The sequence below is a fragment of the Pseudoduganella aquatica genome (assembly GCF_020865585.1).
GTDB classification, from domain to species: domain Bacteria; phylum Pseudomonadota; class Gammaproteobacteria; order Burkholderiales; family Burkholderiaceae_D; genus Rugamonas; species Rugamonas aquatica_A.
In genome coordinates this window covers 2,915,827-2,940,204 of record NZ_CP086370.1, presented here as the reverse complement: position 1 = coordinate 2,940,204, position 24,378 = coordinate 2,915,827, and the positions used below count along the sequence as shown (strand labels likewise).

The 24,378-nt window shown below is 64.9% G+C and carries 25 protein-coding genes; 17 read left to right on the top strand and 8 right to left on the bottom strand.

From position 1 onward, the window contains the following. The first annotated feature begins 35 nt into the window (after positions 1 to 35). The 3 genes from KT882_RS13090 to KT882_RS13080 all read left to right on the top strand — a co-directional run bounded on the left by KT882_RS13090 (position 36) and on the right by KT882_RS13080 (position 2,430). Positions 36 to 782, top strand: coding sequence for a substrate-binding periplasmic protein (locus KT882_RS13090; RefSeq protein WP_161072095.1), 747 nt, complete (start codon positions 36 to 38; stop codon positions 780 to 782). A 120-nt stretch (positions 783 to 902) separates the two neighbouring features. Next, the gene (locus KT882_RS13085; RefSeq protein WP_161072096.1) at positions 903 to 1,145 is read left to right on the top strand and encodes a hypothetical protein; all 243 of its coding nucleotides are present in this window, start codon (positions 903 to 905) and stop codon (positions 1,143 to 1,145) included. A gap of 7 nt (positions 1,146 to 1,152) precedes the next feature. After that, a complete protein-coding gene (locus KT882_RS13080) occupies positions 1,153 to 2,430 on the top strand; it encodes a hypothetical protein (protein WP_161072097.1) in 1,278 nt (425 codons plus the stop codon). Between the two features lie 10 nt (positions 2,431 to 2,440). On the opposite strand, the gene gudD is transcribed toward KT882_RS13080, so the two are convergent. Next, entirely contained in the window at positions 2,441 to 3,772 is a 1,332-nt protein-coding gene (gene gudD / locus KT882_RS13075) for a glucarate dehydratase (protein WP_228896082.1), read from the bottom strand. 86 nt (positions 3,773 to 3,858) lie between these two features. Between gudD and KT882_RS13070 the strand changes: the two genes are divergently transcribed. Next, positions 3,859 to 4,911, top strand: coding sequence for a LacI family DNA-binding transcriptional regulator (locus tag KT882_RS13070; protein WP_161072099.1), 1,053 nt, complete (start codon positions 3,859 to 3,861; stop codon positions 4,909 to 4,911). Positions 4,912 to 5,007: 96 nt separating this feature from the next. Here the strand turns inward: KT882_RS13070 and KT882_RS13065 are convergent, their stop codons facing one another. The 4 genes from KT882_RS13065 to KT882_RS13050 form a co-directional block, all read right to left on the bottom strand. Continuing rightward, entirely contained in the window at positions 5,008 to 5,586 is a 579-nt protein-coding gene (locus KT882_RS13065; protein WP_228896080.1) for a DinB family protein, read from the bottom strand. Then, positions 5,583 to 5,906: a toll/interleukin-1 receptor domain-containing protein gene (locus KT882_RS13060; RefSeq protein WP_228896078.1), complete on the bottom strand. Its 324-nt coding sequence runs from the start codon at positions 5,904 to 5,906 to the stop codon at positions 5,583 to 5,585. Before KT882_RS13060 ends, KT882_RS13065 begins: the two co-directional genes overlap by 4 nt. A 146-nt stretch (positions 5,907 to 6,052) precedes the next feature. Further along, entirely contained in the window at positions 6,053 to 6,745 is a 693-nt protein-coding gene (locus KT882_RS13055; protein ID WP_321170358.1) for a hypothetical protein, read from the bottom strand. A 134-nt stretch (positions 6,746 to 6,879) separates the two neighbouring features. Further along, positions 6,880 to 7,449, bottom strand: coding sequence for a DUF1439 domain-containing protein (locus tag KT882_RS13050; protein WP_161072102.1), 570 nt, complete (start codon positions 7,447 to 7,449; stop codon positions 6,880 to 6,882). Between the two features lie 74 nt (positions 7,450 to 7,523). Between KT882_RS13050 and KT882_RS13045 the strand changes: the two genes are divergently transcribed. The 4 genes from KT882_RS13045 (at position 7,524) to KT882_RS13030 (ending at position 10,514) form a co-directional block, all read left to right on the top strand. Next, positions 7,524 to 8,246: a DUF72 domain-containing protein gene (locus KT882_RS13045; RefSeq protein ID WP_161072103.1), complete on the top strand. Its 723-nt coding sequence runs from the start codon at positions 7,524 to 7,526 to the stop codon at positions 8,244 to 8,246. Positions 8,247 to 8,338: 92 nt separating this feature from the next. Next, positions 8,339 to 8,713 carry a GntR family transcriptional regulator gene (locus tag KT882_RS13040; protein ID WP_161072104.1) on the top strand — a complete coding sequence of 125 codons (375 nt, stop codon included), beginning with the start codon at positions 8,339 to 8,341 and terminating at the stop codon, positions 8,711 to 8,713. After that, positions 8,710 to 9,567, top strand: a complete 858-nt coding sequence (locus tag KT882_RS13035; protein WP_228896074.1) for an ABC transporter ATP-binding protein — start codon at positions 8,710 to 8,712, stop codon at positions 9,565 to 9,567. The genes KT882_RS13040 and KT882_RS13035 overlap by 4 nt, the downstream gene beginning before the upstream one ends. Continuing rightward, complete coding sequence (locus KT882_RS13030; protein ID WP_228896073.1) at positions 9,564 to 10,514, top strand: hypothetical protein; 951 nt, start codon at positions 9,564 to 9,566, stop codon at positions 10,512 to 10,514. Before KT882_RS13035 ends, KT882_RS13030 begins: the two co-directional genes overlap by 4 nt. 75 nt (positions 10,515 to 10,589) lie before the next feature. Here KT882_RS13030 and KT882_RS13025 read toward each other — a convergent pair whose 3' ends face one another. After that, the gene (locus KT882_RS13025; RefSeq protein WP_161072107.1) at positions 10,590 to 11,342 is read right to left on the bottom strand and encodes an AraC family transcriptional regulator; all 753 of its coding nucleotides are present in this window, start codon (positions 11,340 to 11,342) and stop codon (positions 10,590 to 10,592) included. Between the two features lie 112 nt (positions 11,343 to 11,454). Here KT882_RS13025 and KT882_RS13020 point away from each other — a divergent pair, with 112 nt between their 5' ends. The 6 genes from KT882_RS13020 (at position 11,455) to KT882_RS12995 (ending at position 17,814) form a co-directional block, all read left to right on the top strand. Beyond that, positions 11,455 to 12,387 carry a 4-hydroxyproline epimerase gene (locus KT882_RS13020; RefSeq protein ID WP_161072202.1) on the top strand — a complete coding sequence of 311 codons (933 nt, stop codon included), beginning with the start codon at positions 11,455 to 11,457 and terminating at the stop codon, positions 12,385 to 12,387. After that, on the top strand, positions 12,384 to 13,517 hold the full coding sequence (locus tag KT882_RS13015) for an NAD(P)/FAD-dependent oxidoreductase (RefSeq protein WP_371869346.1): 1,134 nt from the start codon (positions 12,384 to 12,386) through the stop codon (positions 13,515 to 13,517). The genes KT882_RS13020 and KT882_RS13015 overlap by 4 nt, the downstream gene beginning before the upstream one ends. Then, positions 13,510 to 13,785 (top strand): (2Fe-2S)-binding protein, encoded by a 276-nt coding sequence (locus KT882_RS13010; RefSeq protein WP_161072109.1) that lies wholly within the window; start codon positions 13,510 to 13,512, stop codon positions 13,783 to 13,785. Before KT882_RS13015 ends, KT882_RS13010 begins: the two co-directional genes overlap by 8 nt. Continuing rightward, a complete protein-coding gene (locus KT882_RS13005) occupies positions 13,782 to 15,047 on the top strand; it encodes an FAD-dependent oxidoreductase (RefSeq protein WP_161072110.1) in 1,266 nt (421 codons plus the stop codon). Before KT882_RS13010 ends, KT882_RS13005 begins: the two co-directional genes overlap by 4 nt. 15 nt (positions 15,048 to 15,062) lie before the next feature. Then, positions 15,063 to 15,974: a dihydrodipicolinate synthase family protein gene (locus tag KT882_RS13000; protein WP_228896070.1), complete on the top strand. Its 912-nt coding sequence runs from the start codon at positions 15,063 to 15,065 to the stop codon at positions 15,972 to 15,974. 157 nt (positions 15,975 to 16,131) lie between these two features. Continuing rightward, a complete protein-coding gene (locus KT882_RS12995; RefSeq protein WP_228896068.1) occupies positions 16,132 to 17,814 on the top strand; it encodes a PQQ-dependent sugar dehydrogenase in 1,683 nt (560 codons plus the stop codon). Position 17,815: 1 nt separating this feature from the next. Here KT882_RS12995 and KT882_RS12990 read toward each other — a convergent pair whose 3' ends face one another. Further along, positions 17,816 to 19,741 (bottom strand): methyl-accepting chemotaxis protein, encoded by a 1,926-nt coding sequence (locus tag KT882_RS12990; RefSeq protein WP_228896066.1) that lies wholly within the window; start codon positions 19,739 to 19,741, stop codon positions 17,816 to 17,818. Positions 19,742 to 19,833: 92 nt separating this feature from the next. Then, positions 19,834 to 20,745, bottom strand: a complete 912-nt coding sequence (locus tag KT882_RS12985) for a LysR family transcriptional regulator (protein ID WP_161072114.1) — start codon at positions 20,743 to 20,745, stop codon at positions 19,834 to 19,836. A 125-nt stretch (positions 20,746 to 20,870) separates the two neighbouring features. Here KT882_RS12985 and gcl point away from each other — a divergent pair, with 125 nt between their 5' ends. The 3 genes from gcl to KT882_RS12970 are packed head-to-tail and all read left to right on the top strand — an operon-like array spanning position 20,871 to position 24,316. Next, complete coding sequence (gcl, locus tag KT882_RS12980) at positions 20,871 to 22,613, top strand: glyoxylate carboligase (RefSeq protein WP_161072115.1); 1,743 nt, start codon at positions 20,871 to 20,873, stop codon at positions 22,611 to 22,613. A gap of 10 nt (positions 22,614 to 22,623) precedes the next feature. After that, positions 22,624 to 23,403, top strand: a complete 780-nt coding sequence (gene hyi, locus KT882_RS12975; RefSeq protein ID WP_161072116.1) for a hydroxypyruvate isomerase — start codon at positions 22,624 to 22,626, stop codon at positions 23,401 to 23,403. Positions 23,404 to 23,428: 25 nt separating this feature from the next. Then, positions 23,429 to 24,316: a 2-hydroxy-3-oxopropionate reductase gene (locus tag KT882_RS12970; RefSeq protein WP_161072117.1), complete on the top strand. Its 888-nt coding sequence runs from the start codon at positions 23,429 to 23,431 to the stop codon at positions 24,314 to 24,316. The last annotated feature ends 62 nt before the right edge of the window (positions 24,317 to 24,378 follow it).

Sequence of the window (24,378 nt, the reverse complement as noted above, 5' to 3'; positions counted from 1 at the left end):
TATAATCTTTTCATCAATGTGAAATCGCAGTCCCGATGAAATTTGCTTTACTACTGGCCACGCCCTTGCAGCTGGCTGCAACGCTGGCCTTCGCCGCGCCGCCCATTACGGTCGCCTGGTCGGAGAAGCCGCCCTATTACTACATTGAAGACGGCATGGACAAAGGCTTCATGCTGGCTTATGGCAAAACCGTGTTTGCCGCAGCGGGCATCGACGCGTCTTTTGTGCGCGAACCGCAAAAACGCATCTGGTCACGCTTCCGCACCGGCACGCGCAACTACTGCTCCATTGGCTGGTACCACCTGGCGGAACGCACCGCCATCGCGCAATACTCGCTGCCGATCTACACCGACCCAAGCCAGATGGTGCTGATCGCGCCCAAGTCCGTGGCGCAAGTGCAAGCGCACGCCACGCTGGCGTCCATGCTGGCCGACCCCACGCTGACGCTGGGCCTGCTGGACGGTTCGTCCTACGGCGCGGAGCTGGACGCGCGCATCAAGGACAGCGCCAACCGCAAGATGCTCAGCAGCGTGAACAGCGTGGGCATGATGCAGATGGTGGCGGCGGACCGCGTGTCCTACATGCTGTCCGACCGCACCGACTGGAACTACACGCGCATCCGCCACCGCAGCCTGGACAACGTGGTGCAGTATGAGGTGCCGGACGTGCCGCCCGGCCTCAAGCGCCATATCGTGTGCAGCAAAGACATCCCCGCCGCCACGATGGAAAAGCTGAACCAGGCCATCCGCATTACGCCCAAGCCGGTTCCGCAGGAACGATAGCCGCCGCGCCGGCCTTGGGCTGTGGTTTTTTTGACAATCATAATCGCAGCAATTTACATGCAGCCTTTTTTGCAGCAGTATTGGATATCTTATTGATAACAAAATCAAGAAAGGTATCCCATGTCGCTGTTCGCCCTCATCATCGACGATGAATATAGCCACTCTCCCACCCCGCGCCTGATCGTAACCGGCCCTACGGCGGCGTCGGTGCAGGGCGCCGGGCAGCAGTTCGACCCGTATGCCCCCTATACAAAAATTATCAAGACCGACTTCGCCATCACCCAGCAGCAGGCGGTGACGCTGACGAGCACCGTCAACAACCAGCCTGTTCCTGCACACGTCTGCAAGCTCACCGCGCTCTGAGGGAAATATGAAACAGACAACACTGTGCGCAGCGGCAGCGCTGCTGGTGGCCGGCTGCACTCCGTCGATTGAATACGGCCGCCGCTCGGTCAACGAGCCGGCCTTCCCCGTGATTTACGCCAAGCCAAAGGTCATCATCGGCTCCAGCGCCCAGCCGCCGGACAAGGGCGAGAGCGCAGCGCCGGCCGGCGGGGACGGCTCGCCCGTCAAGGCGCGCATTGACTACAGCAATATGGCGATCGAGGACGTGGCCAAGCTGCGCAAGGCGTTTGACGACGAGGCGCCGGAACCCAAATTCAATGGCAACCGGACGGTGTTCAAGCGCACGCTGGTCGCCGCCATCACGAAAGGCGAGTACCGGCCAGCCGACCGCTTCGTGAATTTCCGCCTGCGCATCACGCCGGACAATTTTGAATTCGTCGATTACAAAAGCACGGCGACCGACTACAGCGTGGTCAATATCGAAAAGCTGTCGCTGGAGAAGTCCAATAGCGCGGGCCTCGAGCTGGTTGGCGGCAAGCCGGTGGAGGCAACCATCAAGGCCGGCACCGCGCGCACCTTGACGGAAAGCGGCGACGTGTCCGTCCGTGTGGAGAACACCACCACCAATATCGACTACAGAACGCTGGACATTTACCGCGAGGCGGAGCGCGGCATCGATTTGTCCGGAAATACCCTGGTGAACGTGAGCGTGACCTCGCAGCGCCAGTTCAACGCGACCCAGACCGATGTCGACTATATCGCCACCGCGCTGAAGCTGACCGACAAAGGCAAGCTGCTTCCGCCGGCGCAGGCCGAGATTAAAACCTCGTTCCTGCAATACCTCAAGCCTCGGGACCTGACGGCAAAAATATCGTTCGACTACGTTATCCGGCGCGTGGCGGTGCGCGCCAATGAATACTCCGAGCACAACCAGACCGCGTACTACGAACTTGGCAATTGCACCCAGTCCAAGGCCGTGATCGTCCGCGCCCGCGATCTGGACATTCCGCGCTGGAGCATCGCCGCCAGGTACCCCGGCCAGGGCAGGACCGTTGTCCAGCTCCAGAATGCGTTTGGCGCCTTCCCGCTGGCATTTACCGACTACGTCAAAGCCAGGCAGCTCATGGACTGGATGCGGCTTCAAAGAGCGCGCAGCGCAGGCGAGCAACAGTTCGTTTTAGACGGCCTGGCCGGCGGCGCGCCCCCCGGCGTCTATCCCGATCTGAGCATCGTCGCGTCCAGCGAGGTCTGGACGGATGCCGCCGAAGGCGCATGGGATTGCAGTACCCGGACCGTCCAGTAAACCGGCAAATTCAACGCACGAAGCTCGGGCGCTTGTTGTCGAACTTCCAGCCGGGGAAGTAGAACTGCATGGCCACCGCGTCGTCGCGCGCGCCCAGGCCCATGCCGAGATAGGTCTGGTGCGCCGCTTCGATGGCGTCCATATCCACTTCCACGCCCAGGCCGGCCTTGGCCGGCACGCTGATCTGGCCACCCTGGATTTGCAGCGGTGCCTTGGTCAGGCGCTGGCCGTCCTGCCAGATCCAGTGCGTGTCGATGGCGGTGATGTTGCCCGGCGCCGCAGCGGCGACATGGGTGAACATGGCCAGCGAAATGTCGAAGTGGTTGTTCGAATGCGAGCCCCAGGTCAGGCCCCACTCATTGCACATCTGCGCCACGCGCACGGAACCCTGCATGGTCCAGAAATGCGGATCGGCCAGCGGAATGTCCACCGATTGCAGCTGGATGGAGTGGCCCATTTCGCGCCAGTCGGTGGCGATCATATTGGTGGCGGTGCGCAGGCCGGTGGCGCGGCGGAACTCGGCCATCACTTCGCGGCCGGAGTAGCCGTTCTCGGCGCCGCACGGGTCTTCCGCGTAGGCCAGCACGTGGTGCTGGTCGCGGCACAGGCGGATCGCGTCCTTGAGCGACCAGGCGCCGTTCGGGTCCAGGGTGATGCGCGCGTCCGGGAAGCGCTCGGCCAGCGCCGTCACCGCCTCGATCTCCTCCTCGCCGCGCAGCACGCCGCCCTTCAGCTTGAAGTCCTTGAAGCCATAGCGCGCATAGGCCGCTTCGGCCAGCGCCACCACCGCTTCCGGCGTCATCGCCTTCTCGTGGCGCAGGCGCAGCCAGTCGTCCGCCGCATCCGGCTCGCTGTTGTAAGGCAGGTCGGTCACGGTGCGGTCGCCCACGTAGAACAGATAGCCCAGCACCGGCACTACACCGCGCTGCTGGCCGTCGCCCAGCAAGGCGCACATCGGCACGTTCAGGAACTGGCCCAGCAGGTCCAGCAACGCCGATTCCAGCGCGGTGACGGCGTGGATGGCAATGCGCAGGTCGAAGGTCTGCAGGCCGCGGCCGGCCGAGTCGCGCTCGGCGAAGGCGGTGCGCGCGGCGTTCAGGACGGCTTTGTAGTTGCCGATGGATTGTCCCACCACCATGGCCTGCGCGTCTTCCAGCGTCTTGCGGATCGCCTCGCCGCCCGGCACCTCACCCACGCCGGTGTTGCCGGCGCTGTCCGTGATCAGCACGATATTGCGGGTGAAATATGGGCCGTGCGCGCCGCTCAGGTTGAGCAGCATGCCGTCGCGGCCTGCCACGGGAATGACGCGCATGGCTGTGACCACTGGGGTGGAATTCTGCATCTTTGCCTCCAAATGATTGAAAATGATATATAGTTCCAAGTACTTACATCAAATCCTACCATAATTAAGCGGAGTCGTCGTACAACATGCAAAAAGACCTGCCGGAACTTCGATTGCTGACCACCCCCACCGCGCAGCTGCAAGTGAGCGGCGCCACGCTGGTGGACGTGGCCAGGGTGGCGGGCGTGTCGCCCATCACGGTGTCGCGCGCGCTGAACCAGCCACACCTGGTGCGCCCCAACACGCTGGCCAAGGTGCAGGCGGCGGTGCAGGAAACCGGCTACGCCAAGAATATGCAGCCCGGCGCGCTGGCGTCCAGCCGCAGCAAGCTGGTGGCGCTGGTGCTGCCCACCATCTCCAACCAGATCTTTGCCGACATGGTGCAAGGCACGAGCGACACGCTGACCGAAGCGGGATACCAGCTGCTGCTGGGCTTTTCGGGCTATGAGGAATGGCGCGAGGAGATACTGGTGGAGACCATATTGAGCCGTCGCCCGGACGGCATCATCCTGACCGGCACCCTGCACACCGACAGCACGCGCCGCCGCCTGCAGCAGGCCGGCACGCCGGTGGTGGAAACCTGGGACATGACGGCCTCGCCTATCGACACGGTGATCGGCTTTTCGCACGAGGAAGTGGGCCATGCGACGGCAACCCATCTGCTGCAGCGCGGGCGCAAGCGCTTCGCCATCCTCACCGCGGGCGACCCGCGCGCCGCGCGCCGCAACCAGGGCCTGCAAGTGGCGCTGGCCAAGCAAGGCATCAGCGTGATGGCCACGCATACGGCGGCGGTGCCGGGCACCTTGCCTGCGGGGCGCGAAGGCGCGGCGCGGCTGCTGGACGCGCATCCGGACCTCGACGCCATTGTCTGCAGCTCGGACAACCTGGCGCACGGCGCCCTGATCGAGGCGGGCAGCCGGGGCCTGGACGTGCCGGGCAAGCTGGCGGTGATGGGCTTTGGCGACCTGAATTTTTCCAGCCACACCGTTCCTCCGCTGTCCACGGTGCGGGTGGACGGCGCGCGCATCGGCGCGGCGGCGGCGCAGGCCATACTCGAGCGCCTGGACGGCGCGGCCAAAGCGCAGCCTGCGCGCTCCGTCAATACGGGCTTTGAACTGATACAGCGCGGCAGCAGCTAACTCGCCGCGCGCGACACAGGCCGCAATGACCGGCCCCGATCCGGGGAGCGGTCGAACGCGGTAATGGTGATGCTCATGGCCAGTCTCCTCGGGGGATCAGCCCCATATCATTTTTTCGGTCCAGCCCAGCTCAGCAAAGTCCTGTGCGCGCTCGTCCGCTTCGCCGGCGCTGAAGAACTCGTCGAGCTGCGGCGGCGCCACGTGCGTGCCGGACAGCATGGCGTGCACCTGGCCGCGATGGTGGGTCTGGTGCTGGAACACATGCGCCAGCAGGCGGTAGCGTTTGTCGCGTTGAATCGAGCCTGTGCGCATGATGGTCACCACGCGGCCCAGCTCATCATCCTTGAGCTGCCGGCAGTACTCAATCAGGCGCCGGTCCGCGTCCTTCTGCGCGGCGCGCAATTCGGCGCAAGTGCCGCAAGGCTCGTCGCGCTCAAAGAAACTCAGGTAGTTCGGATGCGGCTCCGCGCCGCGCATCTCCCGTTCCAGCGCATCGATGTAAAACCAGTCCACGGTGAGGATGTGGTTCAGCGTTGCCTTGATCGACGGAAAAAAGCTGGTGCGCCTGGCCTCGAATTCCTCCTGGCTCAATTGCGCGCAGGCTTTCAGCAGGCGGTGATTGGCCCAGGCGTTGTTGTACGCCTCGGTCAGCAGATGGTGGGACAGTGTCGTCATGTCGCATCTTTGTTAAGCAGCGCCCGCTGATGCCGGAGCACAGATACATCAACAGGAATGATGGGGTGCCTCAGAAAACGCCCCAGCGCTAGTTCCAGCCTCACCCAGGGCGACTGCTGTACGGAAGGGGAAACAACCAGCACCACAGCACGGCTGCGCAACAGCGCCCAAAGTACAGCGAGCTGCTGGCATCTGAGGCGGGGCGCCTCAATGGCGTGAATAAAAGGACTGCCTATTCCAGCCAAGTGACGATGCAGCCCTGCAAGCAGTTCGGCAGTAACCAGGCCATCGCGCAATGTGTAGCTTACGAAGATCCTCATATTGCATACCCTGCTATGCCACTGAATCAAGAAACCAAAAACAGATTGGAATGACGAACCCTGCTATAAAAAACGCCCGGTCCAAAGCACCATCAGTCAGTTTAACAAGCAACGCCAGAATTGATCAATTCGTAGCGGATTGCGTATCAGGAACCATAAGCGGACTTCAGGCGGCGGATCATGTCGGCGTTCAGTTCGCGGTTGTGGCGGCTCCAGCGCTGCATGACGCGCTCCAGTTCGGGGCGCAGCATGGTGGCCATCGACGTGTCGCCGACCGACATGGCCCAGATGGCGTATTCGGCGCGCACATTGAAGCTGCCGAAGCGCTTCAGCGCGTCTTCGAAGGCGGCTTTGGCTTCGTCCTTGCGGCCGCTGGCGCCCAGCGCCTGCGCCCGCAGCAGCGCCACTTCTTCGGCGCGGAAGCCGCTATCGGTCCGGGCGATGAATTCGAGGTGGGCGATGGCTTCGGCTACCCGGCCGCAGGCCAGGTTGGCGCGCGCGGCGCCACGGCGGATTTCCAGGTCGTTGCCGAAGGCGCCGGACAGGCAGGCGTCGTACGTGGCGGCGGCGTCCGACGCGGCGCCCGCCTCAAGCTGGGCCTGCGCCAGGCGCATCTGGTTCTGCGCGGTGGGCGTGTATTCGAAGGCGGCGCGCGCTTCGCGCAGTTCGCGGCCGGGATCGAGCGTGCGCGCCGCTGCGGCAACGGCCCTGCGCGCGCCGTGCTCAAGCCGCGAATTGGGCAGGTAGATGGCGAGGAAGTAGACCACGCTGCCCAGCAGCGGGAAAGAGAACAGCACAAACAGCCAGTACATCTGCTGCCCGGAGCGGACGGCGTGCACGGCGAAATACAGAGCGATCAGTACGTGGATTCCAACACCAATAAACGGCATAGCAAAACCTCGGTGAACAAAAGGCTGCATTATGGCTGCAACTGGCGGGCCGAATGTACGCGCTTTGTCACAGCCCCGCTTCTTTATTTAACCGGTTCCAGCATCACCACCAAAGAACCCGGCGTGGTGCGGATGCCGGTGGCCACAAACTGCACGCCTGCGTAGCGCAGGTCTTCCGGCTTGAAGCTGTACAGCGGCACGTCACGTATCAGCTTGTCGGCCAGGATGTTGCCCGCGCCGGTGATCTGGCGCTGCTGCGACTCGGCCATGCCGTCGATGGCGAAACGGTCCACCTGCGCGTCGCTGAGGAAAACCGCGTTGCGCACATTATCCACCACCAGCCTTCCGGACAGCGCAATGTTGCCGCGCCACGTCTGCCGCACCAGTATCGGCGATACGCTCAGCTCGGCCGACAACGCCACGCGGTCGTTCTGCCCCACGCTGCTCAGTTGGGGATTGCTGAGCTGGACGTCAAACACGCCCAGTACGCGGTGGTGCACGGGGAAGCGCTGGCCCAGGTTTTTCTGCAGCCGCTCCAGCGGCAATTCAAACTGGCGCGGGCCTATCATGCCGGCGCAGGAAGCCAGCAGGCCGGCTGCCAGGGAGGCGGCCAGCACGGCGAGCAGGCGGCGGCGTTGCGGATGTAATGTCATTGCTTGTCCTGTAAAGCGGGCGACATGCTGCGCCCGGGTGCCGTAGAGTGTATTTCATCTACGGCGGAGGCGCTATGGCATTGGCACGAATCGGATGCGCGGGCTGGTCCATACCCAAGGCTGCGGGCGCCGCCTTCCCCGGCGAGGGCAGCCATTTGCAGCGCTATGCCGCCGTGCTGAACGCCGCCGAAATCAACTCGTCGTTCTACCGCCCGCACCAGCCGCAGACCTATGAACGCTGGGCCGCCAGCGTGCCGGACAGCTTCCGCTTCGCCGTCAAGGCGCCCAAGCGCATGACGCACGAGCTGCGCCTGCAAGACTGCGCCGAAGCCATGCGGCAGTTCGCCGCCGAAACAACCGGCCTGGGAGAAAAGCTGGGCTGCGTGCTGGTGCAGTTGCCGCCCAGCCTCCAGCTCGACGCAGCCACCGCAACCGGCTTCTTCGCACTGGTCCGGGAAAATTTCGGCTGCATGATCGCGTGCGAAGCGCGCCACCCAAGCTGGTTCGGCGACGAGGCCACGGCCCTGCTGCAGGCCGCGCAAGTGACCCGCGTGATCGCCGATCCGCCCAAGGGCCAGCCCGGGCCGCACGTGGCCACCACCGGCGCCACCTATGCGCGCCTGCACGGCAGCCCGCGCATCTACTACTCGTCCTACGAAGACAGTTTCCTGGACCAGGCCGCCGCCAGCCTGGCCGGCCGCGTGGGCGACGGCCGTGACGCGTGGTGCATCTTCGACAACACCGCCTCCGGCGCCGCCGCCGCCAACGCCGTCGCCCTGCTGCAACGCCTGTCCTGAAGCCATGCAAAAAAAACACTTGCGGCGCGCAAATCTAGTGTTATAGTTCACTACAACACCACTTCATCACATCACCTACGGAGGACGCATGTATGTGGAATGACAACGCGCCGATCTATCGCCAGCTCAAGGAGCGGGTGCTCGGCATGATGCTGGACGGCTTGCTCAAGCCGGGCGACGCCCTGCCCTCAGTACGGCAGATCGCCGCCGATTACCAATTGAATCCAATTACCGTATCCAAGGCCTACCAGGAACTGGTGGACGAGAGCCTGGTTGAAAAGCGAAGGGGGTTAGGCATGTACGTTACCGAAGGCGCGCACGAAAAACTGCTGGCAACCGAACGCGACCGTTTTGTACGCGAAGAATGGCCCGCCATGGTGGAGCGCATCCGCCGCCTGGGGCTGGACCTGGAGCAGCTGCTGCGCGCCGCCGCCCAGCCGGGCACGCCGCCGGGAGCATCGGCATGAGCGCCTTGATCACCGCGCGCAACCTGAGCAAGCGCTATGGAAAAAAACTGGCGCTGGACCAGGCCAGCTTCGAGATCCAGGCGGGCCGCATCATCGGCCTGATCGGTCCCAACGGCTCGGGCAAGACCACTACCCTGAAAGCCATCCTCGGCCTGACCCGGTATGAAGGCGAACTGTCCGTGCTGGGCATGAATCCGAGCACGCAGCGCGACGCGCTGATGAACGAGGTGTGCTTCATCGCCGACGTGGCCATCCTGCCGCGCTGGCTGAAGGTGACGGACGCCATCGACTTCGTGGAAGGCGTGCACCCGCGCTTCAACCGCGCCAAGGCGGAGCGCTACCTGGCGCACACCAAGCTGGAGCCGGAGATGAAGGTCAAGGCCATGTCCAAGGGCATGATCGTGCAGCTGCACCTGGCGCTGGTGATGGCCATCGACGCCAAGCTGCTGGTGCTGGACGAGCCCACGCTGGGCCTGGACATCCTGTACCGCAAGCAGTTCTACCAGAATCTGCTGGAGGACTACTTCGACGAGAACAAGACCATCATCATCACCACGCACCAGATCGAGGAAGTGGAAAACATCCTGACCGACCTGATGTTCATCCGCGACGGCAAGATCACGCTGGCGGCGTCGATGGAGGAAATCGGCGACCGCTACACGGAGGTGATGGTGGAGCCGCAGTACATCACCGCCGCCACCGCGCTGGCGCCGATGACACAGCGCAACGTGTTCGGCAAGGCCGTGATGCTGTTCGACGGCGCCTCGCGCACGCAGCTTGAAAAATTCGGCGAGATCCGCACCCCGAGCGTCGCGGACCTGTTTGTCGCCACCATGAAAGGGAGCTACGAATGAAAACGATGAAATGGCTGATCAAGCGCGAGCTGTGGGAGCACAAGGGCATGGTGCTGTGGGCGCCGGCCGTGGTGGCGGGCCTGATCGCGCTGATGACGCTGGGCGGCCTGCTCATGGGCCGCAACGTGAGCTTCGGCGGCGAAGGCGGCGGCAAATTGAGCGTGGAGCTGGGCGGCCAGGCGCGCGACACGGTGGTGGCCATGATCGCCGAGTTCTACACGCTGGCCGCGATGCCTATACTGGTGATGCTGGGCTTCCTGGTGTTCTTCTATTGCCTCGGTGCCCTGCACGATGACCGCCGCGACCGCAGCCTGCTGTTCTGGAAATCGCTGCCGGTGTCGGACCTGACGACGGTGCTGTCCAAGGTGGCCCTGGCGCTGGTGGTGCTGCCGCTGGTGGCGGCGCTGGTCGGCATCATCCTGTCGCTGGCCATTGTGCTGATGGCAGGCGCCAGCATGGCGCTGCATGGGCTGAACATGTTTGGTCCGGTCGTGTCGTCGGCCAGCTTCTACCTGTCGCCGCTGCGCCTTCTGGGCCTGCTGCCGGTGTACATGCTGTGGGCGCTGCCGACCGTCGGCTGGCTGCTGCTGGTGTCGAGCTGGGCGCGTTCGAAGGTATTCCTGTGGGCCGTGGGCGCACCGCTGGTCACTGCGGCGCTGATCGCGTGGACCAACAAGATCTTCGCACTGGGCATGCCGCAGGGCTGGTTCATGGAGCACATCGTCAGCCGCATCCTGCTGGGCGTGGCGCCGGGTTCGTGGTTCATGTTCAGCAAGGTCAATCCGCAAACCCTGGTGCGCGAAGGCGAAAACCATATCCAGGCGGCGGACCTGTTCTCGGCCTCGTGGGGCACGCTGGGCAATCCGGCGCTGTGGGTGGGCGTGGCGGCCGGCGTGGCCATGATCGCCGGCGCCGTGTGGCTGCGACGCTGGCGCGAGGAAGGCTGAGGCACTGGCGGGTTACGCTGCGCTAACCCGCCCTACGCAATGCCGAACGATATTGGCGGAACTGCGTAGGGCGGGTTAGGCGCCAGCCGTAACCCGCCGGTACTGAGTCGGCGTCACGCCCACGGTGGCGCGGAACTGCCGGGTGAAAGCGCTATGGTCTCCATAGCCGCAAGCCAGGGCAATCTCCGCCACGCTGCCCTCCCCGGCCAGCATGCGCGATGCCGCGTCCAGCCGGGTCTTGATAATCACCTGGCGCGGCGTGAGCTGGTAAATGCGCAGGAAATACCGCTCCAGCTGCGCCACCGACATATTCGCGGTGCGCGCCAGCTCCGGCAGCGGCAAGGGCTGGTCATAGCGCTCCTGTATCAGCCGCGCCGCCGCCGCCACCTTGTGGTAGGCCGAATTCTTCCTGTCCTCCATCGCCAGATCGCGTGAAATGCCGGTCAGGCCCACGATGGCGCCGGACGCGTCGCGCAAGGCCGTCTTGCGCGTCAGGCACCAGCCTGGATCCCGGTTCGGATACAGGTGCAGCTCCAGCTGGTCCGCGATCTCGGCGCCGCCCGCCAGCACCGCCTCGTCCTGCGCCAGATAGTTCTGGCCGAACGGCCGCGCAAACACTTCTGCCGACGTCCGGCCCAGCAGCGCATCCTTGTGCTTCAAGCCGCAGCGCTTCACCAGGGTCTGGTTCACCACCACGTAGCGTCCTTGCGCGTCCTTGACAAAGAACACCACGTCTGGCAGCGCGTCGAACAGCGGCTCGGCAAAGAACACGTCGGCGATATGCGCGCCCAGAGCCAGGCGGGCGCCCCCTTTTTTCGCAGTAGCCATGGCCGCATTCTCGCACGGCGCGCCTGCGCCGCGCAGCGATTGTGCCGATTTCGTCATCTTTGATGCGCAACGCCTGCAAGACGGCTGGCTGGCGAAAGCCTATCATTTCAGCATGAAAACCATCTCCATTATCGACTCCCACACGGGCGGCGAACCCACCCGCCTGGTCACCGCCGGCGGGCCGGAACTCGGCAGCGGGCCTTTGCATGAGCGCCTGGAACTGCTGCGCCGCGAACACGACAATTTCCGCTCCGCCGTGGTGTGCGAGCCGCGCGGATCGGACGTGCTGGTGGGCGCGCTGCTGTGCGAGCCGCACGCGGCCGATTGTGCAGCAGGCGTCATCTTCTTCAACAACGTGGGCTACCTCGGCATGTGCGGCCACGGCACCATAGGCCTGGTGGCGACGCTGGCCTACATGGGCCGCATCGGCGTGGGCGTGCACCGTATCGATACGCCTGTGGGAGTGGTGGAGGCGGAACTGCATGCGGACGGCAGCGTCACCGTGCAAAACGTGGCGGCCTGCCGCGCGCAGCACGCGGTGACGGTGCAGGTGCCCGGCCACGGCAGCGTGACCGGGGACGTGGCCTGGGGCGGCAACTGGTTCTTCCTGGTGGCGGACCACGGGCTGGAACTGCAGGTGTCCAACGCGGGCGCGCTGACGGCGTTCACGTCCGCCGTGCGCCAGGCACTGGTTGCGGCCGGCGTGACCGGCGACGGCGGCGCGGAGATCGACCATATTGAGCTGTTCGCCGCCTCGCGCAACGGCGCGGACAGCCAGAACTTCGTGCTCTGCCCCGGAAACGCCTATGACCGCTCGCCTTGCGGCACCGGCACCAGCGCCAAGCTGGCCTGCCTGGCGGCCGACGGCAAGCTGGCCGAAGGCGCCATCTGGCGGCAGGAAAGCATCGTCGGCAGCGTGTTCGAAGGCTCGTACCGCCTCGCCGGCGGCAAGCTGATACCGAGCATACGCGGCCAGGCCTGGGTGAACTCGCAGGCCACGCTGATACTCGATCCGTCGGACCCGCTGGTATGGGGCATACGGTGACATCTCCCTCTCCCGACGTGCTGATTATCGGCGGCGGCATCATAGGCGCCGCCTGTGCCGACGCCCTGTCCGCGCGCGGCTTGCGCGTGACCGTGGTGGAGCAGGACGTGGTGGGCTCCGGCGCCACGGCGGCGGGCATGGGACACCTCGTGGTCATGGACGACAACGAAGCGGAACTGGCGCTGTCCGCATGGTCGCTGGAGCTGTGGCGCGAGTTCGTGGCCGAGCATCCGGAACGGCACGAATACAGCCGGTGCGGCACCATCTGGGTGGCCGCTGACGACGAAGAAATGGCCGCAGCGCGCGTCAAGGCAAAGACCTTGACGGCGCATGGCCTTTCCTGCGCCATGCTGGACGCGGTCAGCCTGTACGAGCGGGAACCGCAGTTGCGGCCCGGCCTCGCAGGCGGCCTGCTGGTCAACGGCGACGGCCTGGTGTATCCGCCCAAGAGCGCGCGCCTGCTGATGGACCGCGCCGTGGCGCGCGGCGCGGCGCTTGTGAACGGCAGCGTCCACCACGTCAATGCAGACGGCAGCGTGGTTTTGGCGGACGGAACCCGTTTGCATCCCGGCCGCGTGCTGGTTGCGGCAGGTTCGCGCTCCGCCGCGCTGGTGCCGGAACTGCCGGTGCAGCCGAAGAAAGGCCACGTAGCCATCACTGACCGCTATCCCGGCTTTATCCGGCACCAGCTGGTGGAACTCGGCTACATCAAGAGCGCCCACGCGGCCAGCGGCGACTCGGTGGCCTTCAACCTGCAGCCCCGCCCCACGGGCCAGATCCTGATCGGTTCCTCGCGCCAGTTCGGCACCACCGATCCCGCAGTGGAACACGCCATGATGGCGCGCATGCTGCGTCACGCAGCAACCTTCACACCTGCGCTGGCCAATATGAACGTGCTGCGCTGCTGGACCGGCTTGCGCGCGGCGAGCCCGGACGGCCTGCCCATTATCGGCCCCCACCCGGCCCGCGCCGGCCTGTGGCTGGCTACCGGCCATGAAGGCTTGGGCATCACCACCTCGCTGGCCACGGCCCAGTTGGTGGCGGCGCAGATGTGCGGCGAAGCGGCAGCGATTCCGCACATGCCCTATCTACCCAGCCGCTTTTCGCAGATGAGGCATGCCCATGGCTGAGCCGATTTCCCTCACCATCGACGGGCAGAAGACAGAGGCGCCGGCGGGCGCCACCGTCATCGCCGCCATCGCCATGGCCGCCAATGTGCATGCGCCGGCCGTTACGCGCCGCTCCGTCAGCGGCATGCTGCGCGGGCCTTTGTGCGGCATGGGCGTGTGCCATGAATGCCGCGTCACCATCAATGGCCGCCAGCACCAGCTCTCCTGCCAGACGCTGTGCGAACCCGGCATGGTGGTGGAAACAGCACTCGCCCGGAGCGCCGCATGAAACAGCTGTTCGACGTCCTCATTATCGGCGCCGGCCCGGCAGGCCTGGCGGCGGCCCATGCGGCGGCCATGCATGCGCCCGATGCGGCCATCTGCATCGTGGACGACAATCCGCTGAGCGGCGGCCAGATCTGGCGCGGCGGCGCGGACAAGCAGCGGGACTACCGCGCCCGCAAGCTGTCGCGCGAGCTGCTGGCCGCTCCCAACGTGACCTTCATGTCCCAGTCCCGCGTGCTGTACGCGCCCGGGCCGGGCCAGTTGCTGGTGCAGTCGCCCGGCGGCGCAGCCACGCTGTGCTACCAGCGCCTGATCCTCGCCACCGGCGCACGCGAACTGCTGCTGCCCTTCCCCGGCTGGACACTGCCGGGCGTAACCGGCGCTGGCGGACTGCAGGCATTGGCCAAGGGCGGCTATCCCTTGGCGGGCAAGCGCGTCGTGGTCGCAGGCTCCGGTCCGCTGCTGCTGGCGGTTGCCGCAACGCTGGTAAAGCAAGGCGCCCACGTGGAAGCCATTGTCGAGCAGGCGCCCTTGTTCCGCCTGGCGCGCTTTGCGGCTGGGCTGCTGGCCACGCCGTCCAAGATCGCCCAGGCGCTGCGGCTGAAAGGCCGCCTGAGCGGCGTCCCCTACTACTACGACAGCTATGTCAGCTCCGCCGCAGGCGACGGCGGCCTGCAAAGCGTAAAGCTGATGTGCCGCGAAGGCACGTCCATGACCATCGCCTGCGACTACCTCGCCTGCGGCTACGGCCTCGTTCCGAGCCCGGAACTGGCCATGGCGCTGGGCTGCGATGCCGGCCCTGCCACGCAGGCCGCGACGGTGGACGAATACCAGCAAACCAGCATGCCCGGCATCTACTGCGCCGGCGAAGGAACCGGAGCGGGCGGCGTGGACAAGGCGCTGGCGGAAGGCCGCATCGCCGGCCTGGCCGCCATCGGCCGCGAAGACCTGGCCCGGCGCCACTTCCGCCGCCGAGCGCGCTGGCAAGCCTTTGCACAGCGCCTCGCGCGCGCCTTCGCCCTGCGCCCCGAGATTGCGGCACTGGCGGACGACGCCACCATCGTTTGCCGCTGCGAGGACGTTTGTCACGGCGAACTGCGCCAGCACGGCAGCTGGCGCAGCGCCAAGCTGCATAAGCGCTGCGGCATGGGTCCATGCCAGGGACGCATCTGCGGCAACGCCACCGCCACGCTGTACGGCTGGCGGCCCGATTCGGTACGCGTTCCGATCACACCGGCACGCGTCGATAGCATCATCCACTCATAACCTCAGGAGATCAGCATGAGCGCAGCAAAATGGCAGGGCATATTCCCGGCAGTGACCACCAAATTCCACGCCAACGAGGAGCTGGACCACGCCGAGATGGAAAAGCATTTCGAGTTCCAGATCCAGAACGGCGTGCACGGCATGGTCACCTGCGGCTCGCTGGGTGAAGCCAGCACGCTGTCGCTGGAGGAAAAGCTGGCCGTGGCGAAAACCGCCGTGAAGGTATCCAACGGCCGCGTGCCGGTGCTGGCCAATGTGTCCGAAACCCGCACCACCAACGCCATCCGCTACGTGGAGCAGGCGCGCGAACTGGGTGTGGACGGCTTCATGGTCATGCCTTCGGTGCTGTACGCGGCAGACGCGCGCGAAGCGAAGGACAACCTGCGCACCATCGCCACTGCCGCCAAGCTGCCCATCATGGTCTACAACAACCCTGTGACCTACAAGGTGGACCTGACGCCGGAAGACTTCCAGGAACTGGCGGACTGCGAGCACATCGTCGCCATCAAGGAATCGACCGACAATATCCGCCGCATCACCGACCTGCGCAACGCCGTGGGCACGCGCTACCAGCTGTTCATGGGCGTGGACGACCTGTCCTTTGAAGGCCTCGCCGTGGGCGCGGACGGCCTGCTGGCCGGCCTGGTGGTGGCCTTCCCGGCCGAAACCGTGGCGCTGTACAAATTGATGAAGGCCAAGCGCTACGACGAAGCGCTGGCGCTGTATCAGTGGTTCATGCCGCTGCTGCACCTGGACGTCTCCACCAAGCTGGTACAAAACCTGAAGCTGGTGGAAGCGCTGGTCGGCGTGGGCAACGAGATGGTGCGCCGTCCGCGCCAGCCGCTGCAAGGCTCCGAACGCGCCAAGGTCACCGCCATCGTGCAGCAGGCGCTAGCCACGCGTCCGGACCTGAGCCGCCTGTTCTGAGCGCGGCCCCAGGCTTTTAATCATATTATTGACTAAAGAAAGCCGGGAGATAGGCGAGACAACTGAACTGTGAAATGATGTTTGCCCATACCGTAACGGAGCCAGGCAAGCCATGCATTCACACACCACAACCAGACTCGCCTTCTCTGTCCTCGGCATGGCACTGGCAACAGCCGCCCATGCCGCAGGCCCCAGCGCTGCCGACGGCAAGCGTATTTTCCAGAACAACTGCGCCATGTGCCACACCGCGTCGCCCGACATGGCCACGCTGGCCGGGCCGCCGCTGTTCAATGTGGTGGGACGCAAGGCCGCAGGCGTGCCGGGGTTTGCCTATTCCAATGCCCTGTCCGCCCTGGGCGCGAAAGGCGGCCACTGGACCGCGCGGGAATTGGACCTGTTCCTGAATGACCCCGCCGCTTACGTCCCCGGCACCACCATGCCCGTCGCCGTGGCGCAGCCGGATGACCGCCGCGCGCTGCTGGCCTATCTCGCTTCCGCGAAGGGCAAGGCGGTAGCGGCAAAGGCTGCGCCGGCAGCCTCAGCGCCGCCCCAGGCGGCAGCCGCCGCCGGGGAGGAACACTGGAGCGACGACAAGCCCGGACGCATGCACGAAGTGCGCGTGGCCGACCTGCCGCCGCCATTTGCCAGCGCCAGCGCCGGCAACAGTCCCCGCAACGTTCCCCGTCCCGAAGGCGCGCTGCCGTCGGTGCCTGAGAATTTCAGCGCCAGCCTGTGGGCCACCGATCCGGACCGGGGCCGCGTGATGGCGAAGGCGCCTAACGGCGATATCTTCATTTCCTCGACCACCAAGCGACTCATCAAGGTATTCCGTTCGTCGACCGGAGAAAAGGCGGACACGGTGACCGTGTTCGCGTCCAAGCTGGACCGCCCTTTCGGCTTCGCCTTCTGGCCCGTGGGACCGAATCCGCGATACCTGTACGTGGCTAACGTGAACTCCATCGTGCGCTTCCCCTACCGCAACGGCGACCTTGTGGCCAGCGGCGAGCCGGAAGTAGTGGTGCCTACCCTGACGGCGGAAACCGGCAGCCATTCGTCGCGCACCCTGGTGTTCTCGGCCGACAGCAAGACCATGTACCTGTCCATCGGCTCGGCCTCGAATGTGGCCGAAGGCATAGGCGCCACGCCGCCGGAGCCGCTGGCGCAATGGGAAGCCAAGCACGGGTTGGGCGCCGCCTGGGGTACGGAGCTCGACCGCGCGCTGGTGCTGGCGTTCGACGCGGACGGCAAGAACAAGCGCACCCACGCCACCGGCTTGCGCAACTGCGTGGGCATGTATCTGCATCCGCGCACCGGCGAACTGCTGTGCAGCGTGAACGAGCGCGATATGCTGGGTGATAACCTGCCGCCGGACTATCTGACGCGCGTAAAGGGCGGCGCCCACTACGGCTGGCCGTGGCACTACATCGGCGGCCACGAGGAACCGCGCCTGCAAAGACAGCGGCCCGACTTGAAAGCCAAAGTCACCGCACCCGACCTGCTGCTCACCGCGCATTCCGCGCCGCTCGGCATGGTGATGTACCAGGCTCCGGCCGCAGCCCGCGCGGCCTTCCCTGCCGCCTACGACGGCGACCTGTTCCTCGCCCTGCATGGATCGTGGAACCGCGCCACGCGTACGGGCTCGAAAGTCGTGCGCGTGTTCATGAAGAACGGCGTGCCCACCGGGCAGTACCAGGACTTCATGACGGGATTTGTCATCAGCGACAAGGAAGTGTGGGGACGGCCGTCGTCCGTGATGGTACAGAACGACGGCTCGCTGCTGGTGGACGACGACGTGACGGGCGAGATCTGGCGGGTAGCTCCCAAGTCCGCGCCGAAATAAGCTAGCGCAGCGCCAGCGCGCTGCTCGGAGCCCCCCCGTGCGAGCGCGTGGCGCCGGCTTCGTCCAGCTTGAAGATGCCCACCACCTGATCCAGCATCGCCGCCTGCTCCTGCAGCGACTGCGCGGCGGCGGCGGCCTGCTCGACCAGCGCGGCGTTCTGCTGCGTGGCGTCGTCCATCTGGATAATGGACTGGTTGACCTGGCCGATGCCGTCGCTCTGTTCGTGGCTGGCCGACGTGATCTCCACCATCAGCGTGGCGACGTGCTGCACCGACGCCACGATCTCGGTCATGGCGGCGCCCGCCGTGTCGGCCAGCTTGCCGCCCGCCTCCACCTTGGCCACCGAATCAACGATCAGCTCCTTGATCTCCTTGGCCGCAGCGGCCGAGCGCTGCGCCAGGTTGCGCACTTCGGACGCCACCACCGCAAACCCGCGCCCCTGCTCGCCCGCGCGCGCCGCTTCCACCGCCGCGTTCAAGGCCAGGATATTGGTCTGGAAGGCGATCCCGTCGATAACGCCGATAATGTCCGACATCTTGCGCGAGCTGGCCGTAATCTCGCCCATCATGTCCACCACCTGCGTCACCACCGTGCCGCCCTTGACCGCTGCGGACGTGGTGGCCGACACCAGCTTGTTGGCCTCCTCCGCGTTGGCGGTGTTCTGCTTGACGGTGGACGTGAGCTGCTCCATCGCGGCGGCGGTTTCCTCCAGGTTGGACGCCTGGTGCTCGGTGCGCGCGGACAGGTCGAAATTGCCGGTGGCGATTTCGCTCGAAGCAGTGCTGATCAGCTGCGTGCTGTCGCGCACCTTGAGGATGGTGCCGTTCAGCGACGACACGAAGCGGTTGAACGCCGACGCCAGCGCGCCGATTTCGTCCTCCGACTCCACCGGCATGCGGCGGCTCAAGTCGCCGTCGCCGCTGGCGATATCGCCCAGCATTTCGGCGGCGCGCATCACCGGCGCGGCGATGGCCCGGGCGATCAGGTAGATGGCGAACAGGCCTATGCCGCCGCCCACCAGCGCCGCAATCAGCGAGGAAATGGTGGCCGAGCGCACAATATTGCCCAATACTTCATGTTCCGGCACTTCCGCCAGCACGTACAGGTTCAGCTCCGGAATGAAGGAGGACGCCACAAACTGCGTGCCTTCCGCGCTCTTGTAGGTGGCGTGCGCAAACTTCTCGCCGTTCAGCAGCGTCTTGCTCAGCTCCGGCGTGAAGCCCGGCACGTCCTTCAGCAGATGCTTGCCGTCCCCCAGCGCGGGATTGCGGTGCACCACCACCGTGCCGTTCGCGCGCACCAGGTAGACAAAGCCGGACTTGCCCAGCTTGTAGGCGCGCACGGCCTGCGCCAGCGAATTCACGCTCAGTCCCAGGCCCGCCACACCCAGCTTGCCGCCGCCCGTCTGCACGCGGGTGTTGATGAACAACATATAGCTGTCGGCGCTGACGTCCTTGTCCAGGTCCAGCGTGTAGGCCTTGCCGCTGTTGAGGAAGTCGTAGAACCACTGGTCGCTGGCCTTGTCCTTGCCCAGCGTGCGGTCATAGCCCTTGTCGGTGAAATACTTGCCGGTGCCGTGCGACACCCAGAACACCGTGGCCGCCTGGTTCTTTGCCTTCAGCTGCGCGGCCTCCTTTTGCCAACCCGCCACGCCCTCGTCCGGCGCGCCCGCCTCCTCCCAGCCATGCAGGAAGGTGTTGTTGGCCAGCGTCAGCGACACCGACAGCGGCTGCGCAATCTGGCGCTGGATGTCGTTGCGGATTTCGCCGATCTGCGCGGGCAGCTCCTGCTCCACCACGCGCTCCCGGCTGTTCTTGCTGCTCATGACGATGCTGAGCGTGGACGAGATGATAATGAACAGCAGCAGGCATAGCCCCATGCTCAGCATCAGTTTATTTTTGATCGACAGCCGGCGCAGCAAAAGCATAAGAACTCCCCAAAAGGTATTGTGGATGCCGTCTGGCGCGGCACTCTGTCGCAGTGTACCCATAAGCGGAACACGGCCGGAACTATTTTCCCTTATCTGTTGCGCGTCCAATACCCAGGTTGCGCATATACCTCTTTTAACTCATCTATAAAGAAACGTATCTTGGCAGGCAGGTGCCTTTGCTGTAGATAGACGGCCATGATGTCGTAGTCCGGCAGGGCGAAATCGTCCAGCACCGTGATCAGGCTGCCCTCGGCCAGCTGCGCCTGGATCTCCCAGGTGGAGCGCCACGCCAGCCCCAGGCCCTCGCACGCCCAGCGGTGCAGCAGTTCGCCATCGTTGCAATCCAGGTTGCCCTGCACCCGTATCGTCACCGGCTTGCCGCCCTGCTGGAAATACCAGCCGCGCTGCTGGCCGCCCTGCAGGTTGAAGGCCAGGCAGTTGTGGTGCGCCAGGTCGTCCAGCGTGCGCGGAATGCCATGGCGGTCGAAATAATCCGGCGTGCCGCAGACCACCCGGCGGTTCTTGGCCAGCTTCACCGCCACGAAACTCGGATCGATCACGCCGCCGATGCGAATGCCCAGGTCATAGCCCTCGCGCACCAGGTCTATCACCTGGTCGGTCAGGTTGAAGGACACCTGCACTTCCGGGTTGGCCGCCAAAAACGCCGGCGCATGCGGCGCCACGTGCTGGCGGCCGAACGACGCCGGCGCGGACACGATCAGGTGGCCCGTGGCCTTGTGCCGTCCCTCCGAAATATTCCGCTCCGCCACCTCGAAATCAGACAGCAGCTTGCGGCAGTCGTCGAGGAAGACATTGCCCTGTTCCGTGAGCGTGAGATGGCGCGTGGTGCGGTGCATCAGCTTCACGCCCAGGCGCTTTTCCAGCGCGTCTATGCGCCGCCCCAGCATCACCGGCGTGATGTTCTGCACCAGCGCCGCGCGCGCCAGGCTGCCCTTCTCCACCACCGCCACGAAGGCTTCGATTTGTTTGAGTTTATCCATGAATTCATTATTCCATACTCAGGGTATCGAATAAACCGATATTTTGTTGTCTTATCAAGCGCATGGATCGCCTATAGCATACAAAACATCAACAACGGTATTGCACATAACTCGAGGAGAACACCATGGCAAAGATGACGGCAGCCGAAGCGGCGGTCCATGTCCTGCAAAAAGAAGGCATCACGGTCGCATTCGGCGTGCCCGGCGCGGCCATCAATCCGCTGTATGCGGCGCTGAAGAAGAACGGCAGCATCAAGCACATCCTGGGCCGCCACGTGGAAGGCGCCTCGCACATGGCTGAAGGATACACCCGCGCCGCAGCCGGCAATATCGGCGTCTGCATCGGCACCTCCGGCCCTGCCGGCACCGACATGATCACCGGCCTGTACTCGGCCCAGGCGGACTCGATTCCCATCCTGTGCATCACCGGCCAGGCGCCGCGCGCCCGCCTGCACAAGGAAGACTTCCAGGCCGTGGACATTTCCTCCATCGCCAAGCCAGTCACCAAGATGGCCACCACCGTGCTGGAACCGGCCCAGGTGCCGCGCGTATTCCAGCAAGCCTTCCACCTGATGCGCTCCGGCCGTCCAGGTCCTGTGCTGATCGACTTGCCCTTCGACGTGATGATGGCGCAGATTGAATTCGATCCCGAAACCTACACCCCGATGGAAGTGTACAAACCGCGCGCCTCCCGCGCCCAGGTTGAAAAAGCGCTGGGCATGCTGAACGACGCGGACAAGCCTCTGATCACCGCCGGCGGCGGCATCATCAACGCCAACGCGTCCGCGCTGCTGCAGGAGTTCGCCGAAATCATCAACGTGCCGGTGATCCCGACGCTGATGGGCTGGGGCACCATCCCCGACGACCACCCGCTGATGGCGGGCATGGCCGGCTTGCAGACCTCGCACCGCTACGGCAACGCCACCGTGCTGGCCTCCGACTTCATGATAGGCATCGGCAACCGCTGGGCCAACCGCCACACCGGCTCGGTGGACGTGTTCACCGCCGACCGCACCTTCGTCCACGTGGACATCGAACCGACCCAGATCGGCCGCGTGTTCGGCCCGGACCTGGGCATCGTCTCCGACGCGGGCTACGCGCTGGAACTGTTCGTGGAAGTGGCCAAGGAGTGGAAGGCGGCGGGCAAGCTGAAAGACCGCACCGGCTGGGTACACCAATGCCAGGAACGCAAGCGCACCATGCTGCGCAAGACCCACTACGACGAAGTGCCGGTCAAGCCGCTGCGCGTGTACGAGGAAATGAACAACTACTTCGGCCGCAACACGCGCTACGTGTCCGCCATCGGCCTGTCGCAGATCGCCGCCGCGCAGTTCCTGCACGTGTACCAGCCGCGCAACTGGATCAACTGCGGCCAGGCAGGCCCGCTGGGCTGGACCATCCCCGCCGCGCTGGGCGTGCGCGCCGCCGATCCGACCACCGACATCGTGGCCATCTCGGGCGACTACGACTTCCAGTTCCTGATCGAAGAACTGGCCGTGGGCGCGCAGTTCAAGCTGCCCTACATCCACGTGCTGGTGAATAACAGCTACCTGGGCCTGATCCGCCAGTCGCAGCGCGGCTTCGACATGGACTTCTGCGTGCAGCTGGCCTTCGAAAACGTGAACGCGCCGGAACTGAACGGCTACGGCGTGGACCACGTGGCCGTGGTGGAAGGCCTGGGCTGCAAGGCCATCCGCGTGCACAAGCCGGACGACATCATCCCCGCGTTCGAAAAAGCGCGGGAACTGATGGCGCAGTTCAGCGTGCCGGTGGTGGTGGAGATCATCCTGGAACGCGTGACCAATATCGCCATGGGCACTGAGATCAACGCCATCAATGAATTCAACGACATCCTGGATGTCGCGTAAGGAGCACAACATGCCTAAATTCGCCGCCAACCTGACCATGCTGTTCAACGAGCTGCATTTCCTGGACCGCTTCGGCGCCGCCTCGCGCGCCGGCTTCAAGGGCGTGGAGTTCCTGTTCCCCTACGACTTCGAGGCGGACCAGCTGGCCGAAAAGCTGCACCAGTACCAGCTCGAGATGGTGCTGCACAACCTGCCGGCCGGCCAGTGGGCGGCGGGCGAACGCGGCATCGCCTGCCTGCCGGACCGCGTGGGCGAGTTCGAGCAGGGCGTGGAGAACGCGCTGCGCTACGCCAAGGTGCTCGGCACGCGGCGCATCAACTGCCTGGTGGGCATCCTGCCATCCAACGTGGAGCGCGCCAAGGCGCAGGACACGCTGGTGCGCAACCTGAAGTTCGCGGCCGCCGCGCTGAAGAAGGCCGGCATTCCGCTGCTGATCGAGCCTATCAACACCTTCGATATTCCGGGCTTCTTCCTGTCGGGCACCCGCCAGGGCCTGGAACTGATCGAAGCCGTGGGCTCGGACAACCTGTTCCTGCAGTACGACATCTACCACATGCAGCGCATGGAGGGCGAACTGGCCAACACCATCAAGGCCAACCAGTCCGTCATCAAGCATATCCAGCTGGCCGACAATCCGGGCCGCTTCGAGCCAGGCACCGGCGAGATCAACTACCGCTACCTGCTGAACTACCTGGACCAGATCGGCTACGACGGCTGGGTGGGCTGCGAATACAAGCCGCAAAACGGCACGGAAGAAGGCCTGGGCTGGATCCAGAAGCTGGCAGCATAACTACTAACTATCAAGGAGAATCAACATGGCAAACCTCGGATTCATCGGCCTGGGCATCATGGGCGCCCCTATGGCGGGCCATCTGCAAGCCGGCGGCCACAAGCTCTATCTGCACGACATCAAAAACCCGCCCGCCAACCTGATCGACGGCGGCGCCACCGTGTGCACCTCGGCCGCCGAAGTGGCCAAGCGCGCCGACATCATCTTCCTGATGGTGCCAGACACCCCGCACGTGGAAGAAGCGCTGTTCGCCGACAACGGCGTGGCCGCTGGCCTCACGGCAGGCAAGATCGTGGTCGACATGAGCTCCATCTCGCCCATCGCCACCAAGGAATTCGCCAAGAAGATCAACAAGAAAAGCTGCGCCTACCTGGACGCTCCGGTGTCGGGCGGCGAAGTGGGCGCCAAGGCGGCGTCCCTGACCATCATGGTCGGCGGCCCTGCCGAGGCCTTCGACACCGTCAAGCCGCTGTTCGAAATGATGGGCAAGAACATCACCCTGGTCGGCGGCAACGGCGACGGCCAGACCACCAAGGTGGCCAACCAGATCATCGTGGCGCTGAACATCCAGGCCGTGGCCGAAGCGCTGCTGTTCGCCTCCAAGGCCGGCGCGGACCCGGCCAAGGTGCGCGAAGCGCTGATGGGCGGCTTTGCCTCGTCGCGCATCCTGGAAGTGCACGGCGAACGCATGGTCAAGCGCGCATTCAACCCGGGCTTCCGCATCCAGCTGCACCAGAAAGACCTGAACCTGGCGCTGCAAGGGGCCAAGCAGCTGGGCGTATCGCTGCCCAACACCGCCAACACCCAGGAACTGATGAACGCCTGCGCCGCCAACGGCCTGTCCGGCCTCGACCACTCCGCGCTGTGCCAGGCCATCGAGCTGATGTCCAACCACAAGATAGCGCAGGGTTGACGCAACGCCATCGACGTCACGGTTGCGTAAAGCATCGTAGGGCGGGTTAGGCCGCAGGCCGT